The sequence below is a fragment of the Pseudomonas sp. P97.38 genome (genome assembly GCF_001269745.1).
In the GTDB taxonomy this organism is placed as follows: Bacteria; Pseudomonadota; Gammaproteobacteria; order Pseudomonadales; family Pseudomonadaceae; genus Aquipseudomonas; species Aquipseudomonas chlororaphis_E.
Map to the genome: position 1 here is coordinate 478,689 of NZ_LHVJ01000009.1, position 17,465 is coordinate 496,153.

The following is a 17,465-nucleotide window of genomic DNA, read 5'->3' on the forward strand; positions in this document are numbered from 1 at the left end:
GGTGATGGACGTTACGGATACCCAACCCAAATGGAACCGGCGCAAGGACGCCCGCCCCGCCGAAATCATCGACGCGGCGCTGGATGTATTTGCCGAATGTGGTTTCGCCGCAGCCAAGCTGGGCGACGTGGCGAAGCGCGCCGGCGTGGTCAAAGGCACGCTCTATCGCTACTTCGACACCAAGCAAGACCTGTTTCGTGCCGTTGTGCAGCATGCCGTTTCGATCAACCTGCAAGACATCGAGCAGGTGTCGACAGGTTATCGAGGCCCACTGCGCGACCTGGTGCCCCTGATACTCAGCGGCGCGGCCGGCCGCCTGGGTGACAGCCGCGTCCCTGCCCTGGCCCGGCTGGTGATCGCTGAAAGCCGAACCTTCCCTGACCTGGCGACGATCTGGCACGACAACGTCGTGGCCCACCTGCTGAAACTGATGACGGGGGTCATTGGCGAAGCGCAACAACGCGGTGAAGTTCGCCCTGGCGACCCGACTCTTTATGCGTTTTCCGTGCTAGGCCCGATGATCGCGGGGGCCTTGTTCAAAGAGATATTCGGCCTGTTCAGTCCCTACGCGCCCGACCTTCAAGCGCTTGCCCGGCAGCATGCGGAGACGGTGATTAGGGGGATGATGGTTCACGGGCGCCCATAGTTGGTCTTGCGTCAACGCATCTTCAACTAGAGATCATCCGGCCAGTTCTGCCATTTAACCCCATTGATAAGATGCCCCCTGCGAATGAACAAACCACTGTTGAAAGCCCTGAGCAGCCGGTTGTCACCGGGCTCGACGAATTGGCGCTCGTAGGCGTTCGCAACTTTTTTGACATTCCGATTGGAAACCTTGGAAGACACATACTCGATCCCCGCACGTTGGTGGGTACGTTTGTCGAATCGGTAGTTCAAACACCAATTCAAGAGCGGATACGTCCCGCGCTGCGCATCGTCCATTAGAAACCTGTTCAAGTTGCTGGGCGCACGGAAGTCGAGCTTGTCCGTGCATCTGAACGCAACCGATGCGGCATTCGACGGGTCTCCCTCTCTGTCGAACAAATACTCCCAGAGGTATCGCCTGACAGTGTTGGATTGGTCGATGGACGTGATGGGCTGGCGGCTGATCCAGCGTTTGACATTCCTGAACATGGCGCCAGCCTTGGGGCCGAGTTTCAGCCCGATGCCGATCAGATACCACTGGATTCTGTGGGTATGTTCGCCGTGCTGCGGGCCGGCGCCGAGGTCCTTGAAGGGGCGTCCCGATGCCAGTTGATCGTTGAACAGCGACAGCACGTTGCCCACCAGCAAGTCCGCCGGCAAATGCTTGCTGGAAAAGAATTCCTTGTCGACAGCGAAGCCGTTATCGGCTTCCCAGCGCGATAACACGGTGGTCAGCAGCTTGCTGGTGGTTTTCTTCGCGATCTCGGCCAGTTCATTAAACTCAGCGGGTGTTCCCCTGTTCCATTGTTTCCTCATGCCGCTCAAATGATTGAACAGGTCCAGCAAGGTGTCCGGCGTAATGTCGATGTTCTTGGCGCGTAACGCCCCCTGGGCAGCCATTACGCGCTCTGAGAACAGGATAAATAGCTGTTGCTCCAGATACGCCAGCGGGCCCCGACAATTTTCTTCCGCTGACAAAAGCGCTCCTACATCGCAGAAATCCTGATAGTAGTCGCTGTTTTGAAACGCCTGAGAAAAGTGCTGGGTGAAATCCAACGCTACACTGGCTTCGCTCTGAGCGGGCATCGCGTCATCCTCCATGAGTGGCCTCTTGAGCTTAGCCCGCGTCCACAAAGGTGCACGGCATGCGCAAATCACGTCGTCCCCCTCGGCTGGTGCATTTGAAATAACCCCTATAGCTAACGAGCCTAACCAACCCTGTCGTGTCACCTATCTTGAAACACAGTTCAGCGCTGTCTCGGGTCAATGACGAGGCGATATGGAGATCACGCAAAACAACCGCCTGGTGCAAGTCGACAGTCCACTCGGCGGCAATGTCCTGGTGTTGCAGGGTATGGAAGGCAGTGAAGAGCTGGGGCGGTGTTTTCACTATGAGCTGGACCTGACGTCCGAAAACCGCGCGATCACGTTCGATCAGTTGCTGGGCAAGCCAATGGGCCTGGCGCTGGAGCTGCACGACGGGGGCAAACGGCACTTCCATGGCATCGTCTGCGGCTGCCGCCAGTTGACCGGCCACGGCCAGTTCGCCGGTTACCGTGTCAGCCTGCGGCCTTGGTTCTGGTTGCTCACACGTACGTCCGACTGCCGGATTTTCCAGAACAAGACCATCCCGGACATCATCAAGCAGGTGTTTCGCGACCTTGGTTTTTCCGATTTCGAAGACAGCCTGAGCGCCACCTACCGCGAGTGGGAATACTGCGTGCAGTACCGCGAAACCAGCTTCGACTTCGTCAGTCGACTGATGGAGCAGGAAGGCATCTACTACTACTTCCGGCACGAACAGGCGCGCCATGTGCTGGTGCTGGCCGATGCCTACGGCGCCCATTCCACTGTGCCGGACTACGCCTCGGTGCCCTTCTATCCACCCGACCGGCAAATGCGCGAGCGCGATCACTTCTACGACTGGCAACTGGCGCGGGAAGTGCAGCCCGGTTCGCTGGCGTTGAACGACTACGACTTCCAGCGTCCCCGCGCCAGTCTCGAGGTACGCTCAAGTGTCGGCCGCAGCCACAGCAACGGCGACTATCCGCTCTACGACTACCCCGGTGAATACCTGCAAAGCAACGACGGTGAGCACTACGCCCGTACACGCATCGAAGCCATTCACAGCCAGTTCGAGCGGGTGCAGTTGCGCGGTCTCGCCCGTGGATTGGGCGCCGGCCATTTGTTCAAGCTGACGGGGTACGACCGGGCGGACCAGAATCGCGAGTACCTGGTGGTGGTCGCACGCTACCAGATCCGCCAGGATCCCTACGAGAGCGGGCAATCGGACCTGGCCGAACAGTTCGTCAGCGAGCTGGATTGCATGGACGCCCACCAAGCCTTTCGCCCGCTTCCACTGACCCCCATGCCCATTGTTCGCGGGCCGCAGACTGCCGTGGTGGTGGGCCCCAGCGGCGAGGAGATATGGACCGACCAGTACGGCCGGGTCAAGGTGCACTTCCATTGGGACCGTCACGACCAGTCCAACGAGAACAGCTCCTGCTGGATTCGCGTGTCCCAGGCTTGGGCCGGCAAGAACTGGGGTGCCATGCACCTGCCACGGATCGGCCAGGAAGTGATCGTCAGTTTCCTGGAAGGCGACCCCGACCGGCCGATCATCACCGGCCGTGTCTACAACGCCGAACAGACCGTGCCCTATGCGCTCCCCGCCAATGCCACCCAGAGCGGTGTGAAAAGCCGTTCCAGCAAGGGCGGCTCGCCGGCTAACTTCAATGAAATCCGCATGGAGGACAAGAAAGGCTCGGAGCAGTTGTTCATCCACGCCGAGAAGAACCAGGACATCGAGGTCGAGAACGACGAAACCCACTGGGTCGGTCATGACCGCCGCAAGACCATCGATAACGACGAGACCGTGCACGTCAAGCACGACCGCACGGAAACGGTGGACAACAACGAGACCATCACCATCGGTGTGAACCGCACCGAGGAGGTCGGCAACCATGAAAAAATCACCATTGGGGTCAATCGTACCGAGAAGGTCGGCAGCAACGAACACATCACCATCGGAGCGGACCGCACGGAAAAAGTCGGCGCCAACGAGGCCATCACGATTGTCGGCAATCGCACCGAGGATGTCGGCGGCAATGAAACGATCGGGATTGCGGGCAACCGCAACGAGACGGTCAAGGGCAATGAAGGCATCGAGATAAGCGGCAACCAGAGCACCGACATCACCGCTAACCACAGCACCCACGTCGGCCAGAACGAATCCCGTGATGTCGATCAGAGTCGTACCACCAACATCAAGCAGAACGACAGCCTGGACGTCGGCAAGCACTTTTCGCTCACCGCCGGTGACTCGATAACCCTGACCACCGGGGCGGCCAGCATCACCCTGAAGAAGGATGGCACCATCATGATCAGCGGCAAGAACATTACTGTCGACGGTTCCGGTGCCATCAAGATCAAGGCCGACAGGAATGTGGTCGTCAAAGGCCAGAAAGTCCTGCAGAACTAACCCTGGAGCGTGCGCCATGACCGTTTCACAGCCTCTTCCCGCCTGCAAGGTCACGCGCCTGGACGGTGTCGTCATCGGTGTGTTGCTGGACGTGCCCAGCGCCGACGCCCCGGTGGTGGGCTTTCCCGGCTGCCCCAATGACACAGGCCTCGCCGCGCGCAGCACCACACCGCTGTGCCGCGAAGACATTGGCGTGCAGCTCGCACTGATGTTCGAGGCCGGCGACCCGGCGCGGCCACTGGTGATCGGTCGCATCCAGCGTCTGCCGCCAACCAGCGTGCCGGCGTTGGCCCAGCTGGACGGCGAGCGTATGGAGTTCATCGCCGAACGGGAAATCGTCCTGCGCTGCGGCAAAGCCAGCATCACCCTCACCCGCGAAGGCAAGGTGCTGATCCGCGGAGCCTACCTGTCCAGCCGCTCCACCGGTGTAAACCGTATCAAGGGCGGCTCCGTCCAGATCAATTGAGACCGTCATGCCATGGAATGGATAAACAAGACTCGCCTGGCCAGCGGCTACACGACCGCAACCGACAAGACCGGCCGTGAGTGGCTGGTCATGGTCGCGAAAGGCACCTATGGCATCCCCGTGCACCCTGTGCACGAGCCCCGTCTGCTGGACGACCAGGTGCCGCTGGTCACGGCCGATGTGTTCCCCGGCGACCCGGGGGAGTCAGCGGCGTCTTACGAAAACGACTTTGCCCTTTACAAGCCACGCTGCGATGTCTTGCTCAACGGGCATTGCCACGCCCCTGATGGCGTGCCGGCCACCGATGTCAACGTTGCCATGAAGATCGGCTCGCTGGTCAAGGCCTTCAAAGTGGTCGGGCCACGCATTTATGAAGCGGGCGCCTTCTCCTACGCGGTCGGCAGGCCGCTTCCATTCACCAGGATGCCGATCACCTATGCCCAGGCCTTTGGCGGCGTGGACCGGACGACGGTAGACCCGACGAAGCACCCGTGGTACCCGTGGAACCCGGTGGGGGTCGGCTACCACCCCGGCGCCGATCCCACGCAGCTCAATGGCCTGCCGCTGCCCACTACCGAAGAGCTGGACCAGCCCGTGACTGCGCCCGACGGTCATTACAAACCGATGGCGTTGGGTCCCGTGGGACGGGCCTGGCGGCAGCGGGTCCAATGGGCCGGCACGTACGATCAGAAATGGCTCGATCAGCAGTTTCCGTTTCTGCCGGAGAATTTTGACGTGCGCTACTTCCAGAGTGCGCCGCAAGACCAGCAAATGGACTACCCGCAAGGGGGTGAGCAGGTGGCGCTGCTCAACCTTGACGACAAGGGCCGCTCGGCATTCAGGCTTCCGGCCCATTTGAAACTGCCGATGCTGATCGTCCTGCACGATGGCAGCACCCGGGAAAGCGCAGCCGTCGTCGACACAGTCATTCTCGAACCTGACGCCAGGCGATTCACCCTGACGTGGCGAGCGTCATCGCCGCTTGGGCGCAACATCAGGGAGGTCGCCCGCGTCATCGTCGGGCAGACAGCTCGTCAGTTCGAACAGGCCAAGGCCTACGAAGAACGCATGCGGGGCAAGCAACACTTCGAGTCACTGGATCAGCTCATTGCCTGGACGAAAGAAGCCTATCCGCCTTCGGAACACACCCTATGACGCCGCCCCTGTTCATCACCGGCACGGGCATGGTCAGCCCGGTGGGCCTGTGCGTTGCCAGTGCCTGTGCCGCCAGGCGCGCAGGCCTTTCAGCGCTTTCGGAACTGCCGTTCCTGGACAACGACGGCGAACCCATCATCGGCGCGGCGGTGCCCACCCTGGACCTGGATTTGCCGGCCTCGCCGCGCCTGTCCAAACTCTTTATGCAGGCGCTCGCCGAACTGGTACAGAACGCGCCAACACTCGCGTTCAAGGAGGTGCCCTTGCTCCTGTGCCTGGCTGAACCCGAACGTCCGGGCGTCGACATCCGGGCACTGGCCCAGACCATTCTTCAGGATCTCGCCACACGGCTGGGCATACAGTTCCATCCCGGCCTGTCGAAAGTCATCCCGTGTGGCCATGTGGCCGGCCTGCGCGCCTTGCATGAAGCCAGCCGCTTGATCTTCGACGCGGGCGTCCCCGCTTGCGTGGTGGGTGGAGTCGACTCGCTGCTCAACGCATCGACACTGCAGTGGCTGGACCAACATCGCCGACTGAAGACCAGCACTCACGTGGACGGCCTGTTTCCGGGCGAAGCCGCCGCGGCCGTGCTGGTCCAGGCCCACCGGCAAGCAGACACCTGCCTGCAAATCTGTGGCCTGGGGTTTGCCCAGGAACAGGCGCCTCTGTTGTCGTGCAAGCCCTTTCGGGCAGAGGGCCTGGCCGAGGCCGCGCGGGCTGCGCTGGCACAGTCGAACCTGGGGCTGCACCAGATTGACCTGCGCCTGTCCGATGCCACGGGGGAGCAATTCGGGTTCAAGGAAATCCCCCTGATGGAAGCCCGGCTGTGGCGCACGGTAAGAAAAGAGGACCAACCTCTCTGGCACTGGGCGCAGGCCATGGGCGACACCGGAGCGGTGGCCGGCATCGCCCAGTTGATCCTCGCCGACCAGGCGTTGCGCAAGGGCTATGCACCGGGCAACACCGCGATCTGCTTGACCAGCGCCTTGCAAGGCGCGCGTGCCGTTGCCGTGGTGCGTGACTCGCGTCAATCGGGGGGTGCCCCATGAGCTGCGAGGTCTATGCAAACGGCGATGAGATTGCCTGCAAGGCAGGCGGTGGCAAAGTCATCGCGGCATTCCCGGATGTCTGCCTGACCCCTCCGCCGCCGCCGGCAGGTCCCATTCCGGTCCCCTACCCGGACACTTCATTTTCCAAGGACATGAAGAAAGGCAGCCGCACGGTCAAGATCAAGAACAAGGAGGTGATGCTGAAAAACCTTTCGTTCTACAAAACTTCACCGCTGGGTGACGAACCGGCGACAAGAAGCCAAGGCGCCGGTGTCATTACCCACGTCATCACCGGCAAGACCTACTTTGTTTCATGGTCGATGGACGTGCTGTTCGAAGGCCACAACGTCGACCGGCACACCGACCTCACCACCTCGAACCACGCCAGCCCGGCGGCCAATGCGGCAGTGCCGATGGTCAATACCGCCAAGTACGCCCCGGTCCAGCAAGACGCCAAGGTGGCGGGCAAGCACAAATGTGAATGCTGCGGCGGTACGGCGCATTCCAAGGCCCAGGCGAACGGTGAGTTCATGTCGGAGGAGCAGTTCTATGGCACGGCCCAGAACCCCGGGAATGCTGCCCTCCTCGCCAAGGTCCGGGCCAATCCCCAATGCCGGCACCTGCTGCCTCCTGCCGGGAAGAAACCCAGTGGATGCAACAAGTACTACGTCACCAGCAAACGGGAGAAAAGTAACATCGAGACGGACTGGACGATAAACCGGCCCGCCTACATGGAGTGGAAAGGCGTGGGTCAGGGAGAGCCCGTGGCGCACAGGGTTCCCAAAGCAGCTGGAGGGTGTCCGGCGGGGCAAGGAAACCTTGCGCCCACGGGCAAGAAGTGCGAGAAACTCGAAGGCGAGTTGAGTACGCTCCAAGAGGCGCGCATCAACAGTTTCCCAAGGCCCGCATGATGAAAACCAGTAGCTACATGTACACCCAAAGACCGGATTTCCTTCAGGACTGCTTCTACTGGAAGGGGCGCGGATATCACTACGCCAGGCCCGTCCCGGCGCAAGTGTTATCCCCTGAGGGATGGCGCAGCGATGATCCGTGGCTGGCGTTGGCTTCGATCCTGGAGAGTGCCAAGCGTGGCGATTACAGCCATGTGTCACACCTGCGCCAATGGATCCTGGACAAGGACTGCGCGCCGACACTGGTCTCGGCCTGCCTTGGCCTGACCGCTGATGCCGGCCTGGACAGCGACCTGGAGTTCCTCGCCGAACTCATGCTCGAAGCCCCGCCGTACCTTCGCATCGAGGCGTGCCTGGCGGCCCAGTGGTCGGGGGTGCTGTGGCTGGTCCCGTTCATGGTCGAGGCGTGGCGAACGCTGACGCGGCGGGCCGACCGGGCGGCCGTGGAGGCCAACCTGACCAACCTGCTGGACCCTGTCGAAAACGAACCCGAATTCTTTGACAGCGGCTTGAGCGACAGCCAATACAAGGACGCGGTCGACGCACGCCTGCGCGAACTGCAGAACGCTTATGGCAGCGACCGGTGTTCGATTTCCGGCGGCGAGCCCATCGACCTGAACAAACAAGCCTGGCTGATGCGAAAAGCGCTGGTGCCTGGCGACGCCGAAACGTGGATCGACTGGAGCAATTTCCTCGTCTGGAGACGCAAGTTCGAGGTGTACAGCGGTGTCGACTGCTCCAGCTTCTACGCCAGGAACGGCGACTTTCAGCCGCTCAACGCCGCGGCCATCCTGGATCGCTACCTGGCGTCGCCCCAGCCCTTCGAGGTGGGTAAGCGCTACTTCTTTGGCCACCCGCTGCCCTAGCGGCCTCCCAAGCGGCTGACTGACGTCTACGCTGGAAGCAGACACGCGCAACATAGAGACGTCATGGCCTGCATTTCAACAATGATCGAACAACACGCCGAAGAGGCCTGTTTTCTCATTCTCCTGCACGACTACGCCGTGCGTGCGCCCCACTACGACCTCGATGACCTCGGCAACCTGGACGAACGGATCGACGCCCATCTCGATGGGCTGCGCATCGCCGGCCCGGAAGGCCTGGAGGTGTTGCTGGCGCAGTTGGGTCCACACTCGGTCGGTGAACTGTTCGCCTGTGTGGTGCTGGCCTTCCAGTCGGCCAATGCGAAGGTATTGTCGCGACTCAGCGAGCACGTGCGAGGCGCCGCGCAAACGGAGCGTGGCTACCTGATGGCGTTGGGCTGGCTGGACTGGGCGTGTGTCTCGCCCTGGATCGACCGCATGCTCGCCTCCTCCGAACCGTTGTTCCGGCGCCTCGGCCTGGCTGCTTGCGGGATGCATCGACGCGACCCTGGCCAGGCCCTGGCAAGCGAGCTGGCCCAGGCTGAACCCAGTGTCCTGGCGCGTGCCGCTCGAACGGCCGGCGAGTTGCGTCGGCGTGACCTGCTGCCAATGCTTCAGGCCCATCGTCTGCATCCGGATGCAGGCGTGCGTTTCTGGAGCTATTGGGCCACCGCGCAGATGGGCGATGAACAAGCCTTGGAAAGCCTGCGCCCGTTCGCCGAGCAACCGGGGGAGTTCCAGTACCGCGCGCTGTGCGTGTTGCTGGCCTGGCAGAAACGCGAGCTGAACATGGCCTGGATACGCCAATGGGTCCAGAACCCCGAGCAACAACGCCTCGGCGTCCAGGCCCTGGGCCTGCTGGGCGACCCGGTCAGCGTGCCGTGGTTGATCCAGCAAATGAATGAGCTGCCCCAGGCCCGCGTGGCTGGCGAGGCTTTCAGCCTGATCACCGGCGCTGACCTGGGGCTGCTCGATCTGGAGCGGCGGGACCCGCCGGATTTTGATGCAGGCCCCAACGACGACCCGGCAGACCCTCAGGTGGCCATGGACCCCGACGAGGACTTGCCGTGGCCCGATCCGCCGTCAGTCGCTGCCTGGTGGCAGGCCCATGAAAGCGAGTTCCAACCGGGCATCGGCTACACGCTGGGCTTGCCCCAGAGCGAAAACAGTTACCGCAAAGCCCTTATCCACGGCCAGCAACGCCAGCGGCTGGCGGCGGCCTATGGCATCGCCCGCTATCGGCCGACCGAGGTGCTGTTCCCCACCAGCGCGCCGGCCCGGCGACAACGGCAGTTATTGCGCTAACGCCCCAAGACAGGCCAGCGCGAGCCGTTTTCACGCCGCAGCCAGAATCTGCTGGAGAAACTCGATGAACACGTTGATGCGGCTCGAGCCTCGATGATTGGGCAGGTACAACGCGTTGATGCAGGTGCTGGCACTGCCCGGATTGACCTCGTATTGCTCCAGCAGCCGGATCAATCGGCCTTGGGCGACATCCTCGCGCACCAGCCAGTCGGCCAGCAGCGTCACGCCGCCGCCGGCAATGGCGGCCTCGCGCAGGATATCGGCGTTGTTGCTGTGCAAGCGTCCCCGCACATTCAGCGAGAGGGTTTCACCGCTGGCCCGGAACGTCCATTGCGGGTGGGTGCCGCCATAATCGAAGCGCAGGCATTGATGTTCCAGCAAGTCGCGGGGATGAGCGGGCACGCCATGGCGGTGCAGGTAACTGGGGCTTGCCAGCACCCAGCGTTGGAAGCCGCCGAGCCGTTTGCTGACGATCTCTTCGCTGACAACCGTCGACCCTAAGCGCACCGACACGTCGATCTGCTCGCTCAACAGATCGCCCACCTGGTCGTTCAGCGACAGGCTGATCTCCAACCCGGGATGACGCTCCAGCAAACGGTTCAAGTGCGGCGCGATGATGCGGCGACCGAACTCCACCGGCACGCTGACTCGCAGCGACCCCTTGGCCTCGTTTCCCCGGTCGGCGACGAAGGCATCGGCTTCATCCATGGCTTCCAGAATCGCCACGGCTTTTTCGAAATAGGCCTGCCCGGCAGTCGTGACGCTGATGTGGCGGGTCGTGCGGTTGAGCAGGCTGGCCCCCAGCGCCTGTTCCAACCCCGCGACCTGGCGGGTGACCGACGAAGTAGCGATGCCGAGTTTGCGCGCCGCCGAGGAGTAACCGCCGCAGCGCACGGTCTCGACAAACATCTTCAGGGCCAGCAACTTGTCCATGAATGGCTTCCGATCAAGAACGAACGGTGCCGATTGTGCATCACCGTGGGCCCGCCGTCTTGCCGCACGGTGCGTCACCACACTATTGGCCGTGGGCCACTGGCGCCGCGCGGACCCCGCGCGCCAAGAACAGCACCAGCGCCAGAGCTGGAATCACGGCCACCGCGAGGGCCGAGACGGTCCAGCCAAATTGCTCGTAGAGTGGACTGGCGACCAGCGAGCCCAAGGCACCCCCCACGAAGATGCTGGTCATGTACACCGCATTGAGCCGCGCCCGGCTGTGGGGGTCGAGGGCGTACACCTCGCGTTGCCCCAGCACCATGCTCAGTTGCACGGCGAAATCCAGCAGCACGGCGCACGCCACCAAGCCAACATAGCCGTGGCCGGGCAATGCCGCGATCAGCAAGGAAATCGGTGCCAGTAACAGCGCCACCCGCGTGCCCTTGCGACCGTGGCCGGCATCGGCCAGGCGCCCGGCGATGGGCGCTGCGATCGCGCCCACTGCGCCCACCAAGGCAAACAGCGCGACCTGGGTCTGGTCGAAGCCGTGGTTGCGCATCAATTCGATGGGGGCGATGGTCCAGAACAGGCTGAAGCTGGCGAACAACAACCCTTGGTACAGCGAGCGCTCACGCAAGACCGCATGCCGCCGCGCCAAAGCCAGTACCGAACCGATCAACGCCGCATAACTGGCCCGATGAGTGGGTTCCCGGCGTGGCAAAGCCACGGCCGTGACCGATGCGATAAGCGCCATCAAGGCCGCCGCGCTGAAAAATACCCCACGCCAGCCGAACGCTTCGACCAGCAGGCTCGACAGCGGCCGCGACAGGAGGATCCCCAGCAGCAGGCCGCTCATGATGTTGCCCACCACGCGACCACGGCTGGCCTCCGGCGCCAGATGCGCCGCCAGCGGCACGAGGATCTGCACGGCCACCGAGGTCAGGCCGATCAACAGCGAAAAAACCAGGAACATCGAAGGCGTCTGGGACAGCCCGGCCGACAACAGGCTGACGCCCGCCGCCAGCGTAAGCCCAACCACCAGACGCCGGTTTTCCAGAAGGTCGGCCAGCGGCACCAGGAACAACAGCCCCAGGGCGTAGCCGAACTGCGTGAGCGACACGATCAGGCTCGCCTTGGCACTGGACAGGCCGATCTGCGGCGCGATCAGTTCGACGATCGGCTGCGCATAGTAAAGATTGGCCACGACCGCGCCGCAGCACAATGCCAGGAACGCGACCATCAGGTCGGACAGTGAAGCACTCGTTTTGCCAAAGGCCGTAGCCGCTGGATTGCCCGTGAGCATGATGACACCTCGTCAAGATAAGGAAGTGTCATCCAGGCTAAAGATCGGCGTGCATCAGGAGAATCCGTGCTTCGGGCAACACAGTGATGCGCCGCGCGCAACGACGGGCTTGTGGTGGCCGGTTGGTGCAAAGGGGGATGGATGAGGGGGCTGCTTTCGCGAGCAAGCTCGCTCCCACAAAGAATGGTGGTGTCCTGTGGGAGCGAGCTTGCTCGCGAAGGCGCTTTCGAGGCGACGCACACATCCGACAGCGTCACCGCGATGCCACAAGGATGTCGCATGGGCAATCGAGAAGTTCTGCCGCTGACGGCGCCAAGGAACGTTACGGTGAATCCGGCAGTCGGAGCAATCAGGCCCCTTCCCAAGGAAAATCACCCCATGCCCCTGCGTTCCGCCGCCCTCGCGGCCTTGTTTGTCCTGGCGAGCCACTGCGCGAGCGCGGCACAGGAGCCGCTGCGCCTGGAGGGCCTCAAGCGCTGCGGCGACCTGCTGGACGATCAGCGCCAGGATTGGTGCCTGACCGTGCGAGGGCTGGGCGAGGCCGTTCCGACACTGCATCTGGGGGCAAAGGCACTCCCTATGGACGTGATCCGGCGTGAGGGCAACGCCCTGCGGGCAAGCTTGGCCAGCAGCGGATACCAGAGCGGCCCGCTGTGGCTGGAAGACGGTTCGCGCCGCAGCAACGCCGCCTGGCTGAGCCTGCGCGACAGCCATGTGCTGGCCGCCGGGCCGGGGGAAGTGGCGAAGAATATGGATGGCTTGACCACCTACGTCGACCTGGTCAGCGTGCTGATCGAAGAAGATCACGATGGCCGCCAGGAAGCCGAGCGCCTGGCCCGCAAGTACGGGGCGAAGGTGGTCGGGCGCATCGCTCCGCTGAACCTGTACCAGCTTCGCCTGCCGGCCAGGGACCTGGTCCAGCGTGATGCCCTGGTGCTGCGCCTGGGCAGCGAGACCAGTGTCGATGCGGTGGTGATCGAGGAGTCCGCCGCCGAAGAGGCCGAGCAGGCGCAGGCCCGTCCCGAGGAACCCGGCAAGCCTTCGCCGGACTCCGATGAATGGGCCGCCAATCGCTTTCTCGACGCGGTGAACTACTACCAGCGACGGATCCCCGGGCGCCAGGCTCCCATCCCGGTGCAACCGGTGCGCATCGGCCTGATCGAGCGCGACGTCGACTTCGACACCGCCGATTTCGCCGACTACGTCGGGCCGTGCACGCTGCCGCGCACCTGCGTCTACGCGCGCGATGCAGACAAGCCGGACAACCATGGCACCACCGTCGCCGGCATCCTCGCGGCGCGCTGGAACGACGGCGGCAACAGCGGTTTCCTGCGCGGCCTGGACAAGGCCAGTGGGGGCTTCGAGGTCATCGTCGAACGCAACTCCGATGCCGGGATCACCGCCAACATCGCTGCCTCGGTCAACCTGGTGGAAGACGGCGTGCGCGTGCTCAACTGGAGCTGGGGCATCCACCGCGTCGGCGCCAAGGACGTCAAGGGCGATGACGTGGATTCCCTGTTGCGCTCGGGCATTGCCATGGGCGGCTACGAGGAACTGTTGGAAGAGTTCTTCCTGTGGCTGCGCAAGGAACACCCCGACGTGGTGGTGGTGAACTCCGCCGGCAACGGCGCGTCGTTCTCGGGCACCGATGAATATCGCCTGCCCTCCTCCTTCATCACCGAACAACTGCTGGTGGTCGGCGGGCATCAACGCAGCGAGCGCGAGGACGTGGCCGTGGACGACCCCGGCTACGCGGTCAAGCGCAGCTCTTCGAACATCGACATGCGCGTCGACATCACCGCGGCCGCCTGCGCCCACGCCTCGACCACCCGCGCTGGCGAGGAAGGCGCCGTGCATTGCGGCACCTCCTACGCCACGCCGATGGTCGCCGGCCTGCTGGCTGCGATGCTGTCCATCAATCCGCAGTTGCAGCCCGAGCAATTGCGCATGCTGTTGCGCCGCAGCGCCATGACCATCGGTGACAATCACGACTTCGAAAGGATGGACGCGGAAGACCTCACCGCCCCCATCCTGCCATCGGAGCGCCGCTACCAGCTCAACGACCGGGACATCGGCCGCTCAGCGCGGCTGGACATGCAGAAGGCGCTGGACCTGGCGGTGCAGAGCCGCGAGCGGGTGCGCTGAAGCGGCCGTCATCACCAGACCGCAATATGCGAATCCGCCCGGGGCTCGGTCCCGCCACACAACACGCCACTGACCGGGTCGCGAAGGATGATCTGCCCACGCCCATAGTGGGTCAGGTCGCTGCTGACCTGCACCTGATGACCGCGCCGGGCCAGGGCGTTGACCAGATCCGCTGACGCGCCGTGCTCGATGCCCACGCTCATCCCGCCCAGCCATTGCCAGCGTGGCGCGTCCAGGGCGGCCTGCGGGTTCAAGCCGAAATCCACCAGGTTCATGACCATCTGCACATGCCCCTGGGGTTGCATGTAGCCACCCATGACGCCAAAGGGGCCAAGGGCCTGGCCATTGTGGGTGAGGAAGCCGGGGATGATGGTATGGAAGGTTTTCTTGCCCGGAGCCAGGCAGTTGGCGTGGGTGGGATCGAGGCTGAACTCCTGCCCGCGATTCTGCAGCGCAATGCCACTGTCGGGCAGCACCACCCCGGAGCCGAAGCCGTGGTAGTTGCTCTGGATGAACGAGACCATGTTGCCCTCGGCGTCGGCGGTTGCCAGGTACACCGTGCCGCTGGCGTGGGGATCGCCCGGCGCGGGTGGCTGGGCCTGTTCGCCGATCTGCGCGCGGCGCCGGTCGCTGTAGTCGTCGCTGAGCAGGTCTGCCACGGCCACGCGCATGTGCGCAGGGTCGGTGATGTAGTGCAGGCCATCGCTGTAGGCCAACTTCATCGCTTCGAGCTGGCGGTGCCAGGTCTGGTGGCTGTCACGGTGATCGAAACGGAACCCTTCGAGCAGCTTCAGCGCCATCAAGGCCACCAGGCCCTGCCCGCTCGGCGGGATTTCCCAGACATCGACGCCTCGATAATTGACGTGGATCGGCTCGACCCATTGGGCGCGATAGTCCTTGAGGTCCGCGCTGCGCAAGTAGCCACCGCTGGCACGGGAGTGGGCATCCAGGCGCTCGGCCAGGGCACCGCGATAGAAGCTTTCGCAGCGGGTGGCGGCGAGTTCTTCAAGGGTCCGGGCCTGGGCCGGGTTGCAGAACACCTCCCCGGCCCGCGGCGCGCGGCCGTCGATCAGGAACGTCTCGAACCATGCCTGCAGCACCGGGTCGCGATGGGGCGTGAATTCGTCCAGGGCCGCCTGCCACTGATGGGCAACCACCGGCGACAGCGCAAAGCCACCCCGCGCCAGGCTGATCGCCGGTTGCAGCAACTCGGCAAAAGGCAATTTGCCGAAACGCTGCGACAGTTCGGCCCAGGCCGATGGGCATCCCGGCACGGTCACGGGCGTCCAGCCATAGAGCGGCATCTGCCCATGGCCGGCTGCCTTGACCGCTTCGATGCTCAGGGCCGCCGGCGCGTGGCCGTTGCCATTGAGGCCGTGCAGTTGGCCCTGGCTCCAGACCAGGGCGAAGGCGTCGCCGCCGATTCCGCAGCCGGTGGGTTCGACCACCGTCAGCGCCGCCGCCGTGGCGATGGCGGCATCGATGGCATTGCCGCCTTTTTGCATGATCTCGATACCCGCCTGTGCGGCCAGGGGCTGGGAAGCCGCCACCATGCCGCGACGGGCAAAGACACTCTGGCGTTGCGAGGGATACGGGTACTCGTGAGCCGAAAATTTCAACATGACAAAGTCTCTTCACCGACGAAATGAATCAAAGCACGCGACTGAGAAAAGCCCGGGTACGCGGATGGCTGGGATGACTGAAGATCTGCTCCGGCGGACCTTGCTCGATGAGTTCGCCCTGGTCCAGCACCACCACGCGGTCCGCCACTTCGCGGGCAAAGCCCATTTCGTGGGTGACCACCACCATGGTCATGCCGTCCTCCGCCAATTCCTTCATCACCTGCAATACCTCCCCGACGGTTTCCGGATCGAGGGCGCTGGTGGGCTCGTCGAACAGCATCGCCTGGGGCTTCATCGCCAAGGCGCGGGCAATCGCCACGCGCTGCTGCTGGCCGCCGGAAAGCATCGAGGGGTAATGGTCGGCCTTGTCCGCCAGGCCAACCCGCTCCAGCAGGCCGCGGGCCTGTTCCAGCGCCGCGCCGCGCGGCGTCCCGAGCACCTGGATCGGCGCTTCGATGATGTTCTCCAGGGCCGTCATGTGGGGAAACAGGTTGAAGCGTTGGAACACCATGCCGATGTCCCGGCGCTGGCGGGCGATGTTGCGTTCCGAATCACGCACCAGGCTGCCATCGGCACGCTCGCGGTAACCCATGGCCCGGCCGTTGACGCGGATGCGCCCGGCCTGGATGTCCTCCAGCAAGTTGATGCAGCGGATGAACGTGGTCTTGCCGGAGCCAGACGCGCCGATCAGCACCACCACCTCGCCACGGCGCACCTGAAGGGAAATGCCCTTGAGGATCTGCAAGTCGCCAAAGGACTTGTGCACGTCCAGGGCCTCGATGATCAGCTCTTCGCTCTTGTGCGCCATGGTCAACGCTCCCTCAACAGTTTAAGGCTGCTGCGCCCGAACATCCGGGTGGCGGCCGGCGGAGGCGACGACGGTCGGTCCGATTGCCCGAAACGGGCTTCCAGCCAGCGCTGGAAAAAGCCCCAGAGGGTGGTCAGCAACAGGAAATAAATCGCCACCACCAGGTACAACTCGAACACCCGGAACGTCGCGGACGTGACCATTTGCGTGCTGAGCAGCAACTCCTGCACACCGATCACACTGACCAGCGTGGTGTTCTTGAGCATGACGTTGAACTCGTTGCCCAGCGGCGGCACGATGACCCGAAAGGCCTGGGGCAGGATGATCCGGCGCATCAGCTTGGCGAAGGTCATGCCCAGGGAGCGCCCGGCTTCATACTGGCCCTTGTCGACGGCGCCGATGCCGGCCCGGATGATCTCGGCCATGTAGGCGCCTTCGTTGAGGCCCAGGGCAATGATCGCCGCCTGGATATTGCCGGGGATCACCAGGCCGAACAGCTCGATGTCCTCGAAACGGAACACGCCACCGGCCGCCAATGCGGTGTAGAGGAAGACGATCTGCACCAGCAACGGCGTGCCGCGCATCAACCATACGTAGAAGCGCACGGGCATGTGCAGCAACGGGTTCTTCGACAACCGTAGCAAGGCCGCCACCAACCCGAGCACACAGCCCAGCAGCATTGCCAGCACGCTGATCACGCAGGTCAGCCAAAGGCCGGTGAGGTAGACCCCACTGGGCTGCAACAGATACTGCCAAAACACATCCCAATTGAAATTCAT

Annotated in this window: 15 protein-coding genes; 9 read left to right on the forward strand and 6 right to left on the reverse strand. The window is 63.4% G+C overall.

Features of this window, described 5'->3' with window-relative positions; all coding sequences use genetic code 11:
- Positions 1-4 precede the first annotated feature (4 nt).
- On the forward strand, positions 5-646 hold the full coding sequence (locus AD664_RS04105; RefSeq protein ID WP_053144568.1) for a TetR/AcrR family transcriptional regulator: 642 nt from the start codon (positions 5-7) through the stop codon (positions 644-646).
- 26 nt (positions 647-672) lie between these two features.
- Here AD664_RS04105 and AD664_RS04110 read toward each other — a convergent pair whose 3' ends face one another.
- Positions 673-1,746, reverse strand: a complete 1,074-nt coding sequence (locus tag AD664_RS04110; RefSeq protein WP_053144570.1) for a LirA/MavJ family T4SS effector — start codon at positions 1,744-1,746, stop codon at positions 673-675.
- Between the two features lie 178 nt (positions 1,747-1,924).
- Between AD664_RS04110 and AD664_RS04115 the strand changes: the two genes are divergently transcribed.
- From AD664_RS04115 to AD664_RS04145, 7 genes are all read left to right on the forward strand, one after another.
- Positions 1,925-4,126: a type VI secretion system Vgr family protein gene (locus tag AD664_RS04115; protein WP_053144572.1), complete on the forward strand. Its 2,202-nt coding sequence runs from the start codon at positions 1,925-1,927 to the stop codon at positions 4,124-4,126.
- Positions 4,127-4,142: 16 nt separating this feature from the next.
- Positions 4,143-4,592, forward strand: coding sequence for a DUF6484 domain-containing protein (locus AD664_RS04120; protein ID WP_053144574.1), 450 nt, complete (start codon positions 4,143-4,145; stop codon positions 4,590-4,592).
- A gap of 12 nt (positions 4,593-4,604) precedes the next feature.
- Positions 4,605-5,747, forward strand: a complete 1,143-nt coding sequence (locus tag AD664_RS04125; protein ID WP_053144576.1) for a DUF2169 domain-containing protein — start codon at positions 4,605-4,607, stop codon at positions 5,745-5,747.
- A complete protein-coding gene (locus tag AD664_RS04130; RefSeq protein ID WP_053144578.1) occupies positions 5,744-6,796 on the forward strand; it encodes a 3-oxoacyl-ACP synthase in 1,053 nt (350 codons plus the stop codon). Before AD664_RS04125 ends, AD664_RS04130 begins: the two co-directional genes overlap by 4 nt.
- Positions 6,793-7,707, forward strand: coding sequence for a DUF4150 domain-containing protein (locus tag AD664_RS28010; RefSeq protein WP_053144580.1), 915 nt, complete (start codon positions 6,793-6,795; stop codon positions 7,705-7,707). Before AD664_RS04130 ends, AD664_RS28010 begins: the two co-directional genes overlap by 4 nt.
- Positions 7,707-8,573 (forward strand): hypothetical protein, encoded by an 867-nt coding sequence (locus AD664_RS04140; RefSeq protein WP_172679689.1) that lies wholly within the window; start codon positions 7,707-7,709, stop codon positions 8,571-8,573. Before AD664_RS28010 ends, AD664_RS04140 begins: the two co-directional genes overlap by 1 nt.
- A 63-nt stretch (positions 8,574-8,636) precedes the next feature.
- The gene (locus AD664_RS04145) at positions 8,637-9,875 is read left to right on the forward strand and encodes a TIGR02270 family protein (protein WP_053144582.1); all 1,239 of its coding nucleotides are present in this window, start codon (positions 8,637-8,639) and stop codon (positions 9,873-9,875) included.
- A gap of 30 nt (positions 9,876-9,905) precedes the next feature.
- Here AD664_RS04145 and AD664_RS04150 read toward each other — a convergent pair whose 3' ends face one another.
- Positions 9,906-10,808 (reverse strand): LysR family transcriptional regulator, encoded by a 903-nt coding sequence (locus tag AD664_RS04150; protein ID WP_053144584.1) that lies wholly within the window; start codon positions 10,806-10,808, stop codon positions 9,906-9,908.
- An 82-nt stretch (positions 10,809-10,890) separates the two neighbouring features.
- Positions 10,891-12,111 carry an MFS transporter gene (locus tag AD664_RS04155; protein WP_053144586.1) on the reverse strand — a complete coding sequence of 407 codons (1,221 nt, stop codon included), beginning with the start codon at positions 12,109-12,111 and terminating at the stop codon, positions 10,891-10,893.
- Between the two features lie 378 nt (positions 12,112-12,489).
- Here AD664_RS04155 and AD664_RS04160 point away from each other — a divergent pair, with 378 nt between their 5' ends.
- Positions 12,490-14,256 carry a S8/S53 family peptidase gene (locus AD664_RS04160; RefSeq protein ID WP_053144588.1) on the forward strand — a complete coding sequence of 589 codons (1,767 nt, stop codon included), beginning with the start codon at positions 12,490-12,492 and terminating at the stop codon, positions 14,254-14,256.
- An 11-nt stretch (positions 14,257-14,267) separates the two neighbouring features.
- Here AD664_RS04160 and AD664_RS04165 read toward each other — a convergent pair whose 3' ends face one another.
- The 3 genes from AD664_RS04165 to AD664_RS04175 are packed head-to-tail and all read right to left on the reverse strand — an operon-like array spanning position 14,268 to position 17,465.
- Entirely contained in the window at positions 14,268-15,878 is a 1,611-nt protein-coding gene (locus AD664_RS04165) for a gamma-glutamyltransferase family protein (RefSeq protein ID WP_053144590.1), read from the reverse strand.
- 28 nt (positions 15,879-15,906) lie between these two features.
- On the reverse strand, positions 15,907-16,686 hold the full coding sequence (locus tag AD664_RS04170; protein WP_053144592.1) for an amino acid ABC transporter ATP-binding protein: 780 nt from the start codon (positions 16,684-16,686) through the stop codon (positions 15,907-15,909).
- 2 nt (positions 16,687-16,688) lie between these two features.
- Positions 16,689-17,465, reverse strand: a complete 777-nt coding sequence (locus tag AD664_RS04175) for an amino acid ABC transporter permease (RefSeq protein WP_053144594.1) — start codon at positions 17,463-17,465, stop codon at positions 16,689-16,691.

Coding starts and splice junctions, on each gene's coding strand:
- AD664_RS04105 (WP_053144568.1), top strand. CDS start 5: ATGGACGTTACGGATACCCAACCCAAATGGAACCGGCGCAAGGACGCC.
- AD664_RS04145 (WP_053144582.1), top strand. CDS start 8,637: ATGGCCTGCATTTCAACAATGATCGAACAACACGCCGAAGAGGCCTGT.
- AD664_RS04140 (WP_172679689.1), top strand. CDS start 7,707: ATGAAAACCAGTAGCTACATGTACACCCAAAGACCGGATTTCCTTCAG.
- AD664_RS04170 (WP_053144592.1), bottom strand. CDS start 16,686: ATGGCGCACAAGAGCGAAGAGCTGATCATCGAGGCCCTGGACGTGCAC.
- AD664_RS04160 (WP_053144588.1), top strand. CDS start 12,490: ATGCCCCTGCGTTCCGCCGCCCTCGCGGCCTTGTTTGTCCTGGCGAGC.
- AD664_RS04155 (WP_053144586.1), bottom strand. CDS start 12,111: ATGCTCACGGGCAATCCAGCGGCTACGGCCTTTGGCAAAACGAGTGCT.
- AD664_RS04150 (WP_053144584.1), bottom strand. CDS start 10,808: ATGGACAAGTTGCTGGCCCTGAAGATGTTTGTCGAGACCGTGCGCTGC.
- AD664_RS28010 (WP_053144580.1), top strand. CDS start 6,793: ATGAGCTGCGAGGTCTATGCAAACGGCGATGAGATTGCCTGCAAGGCA.
- AD664_RS04165 (WP_053144590.1), bottom strand. CDS start 15,878: ATGTTGAAATTTTCGGCTCACGAGTACCCGTATCCCTCGCAACGCCAG.
- AD664_RS04120 (WP_053144574.1), top strand. CDS start 4,143: ATGACCGTTTCACAGCCTCTTCCCGCCTGCAAGGTCACGCGCCTGGAC.
- AD664_RS04175 (WP_053144594.1), bottom strand. CDS start 17,465: ATGAATTTCAATTGGGATGTGTTTTGGCAGTATCTGTTGCAGCCCAGT.
- AD664_RS04110 (WP_053144570.1), bottom strand. CDS start 1,746: ATGGAGGATGACGCGATGCCCGCTCAGAGCGAAGCCAGTGTAGCGTTG.
- AD664_RS04125 (WP_053144576.1), top strand. CDS start 4,605: ATGGAATGGATAAACAAGACTCGCCTGGCCAGCGGCTACACGACCGCA.
- AD664_RS04115 (WP_053144572.1), top strand. CDS start 1,925: ATGGAGATCACGCAAAACAACCGCCTGGTGCAAGTCGACAGTCCACTC.
- AD664_RS04130 (WP_053144578.1), top strand. CDS start 5,744: ATGACGCCGCCCCTGTTCATCACCGGCACGGGCATGGTCAGCCCGGTG.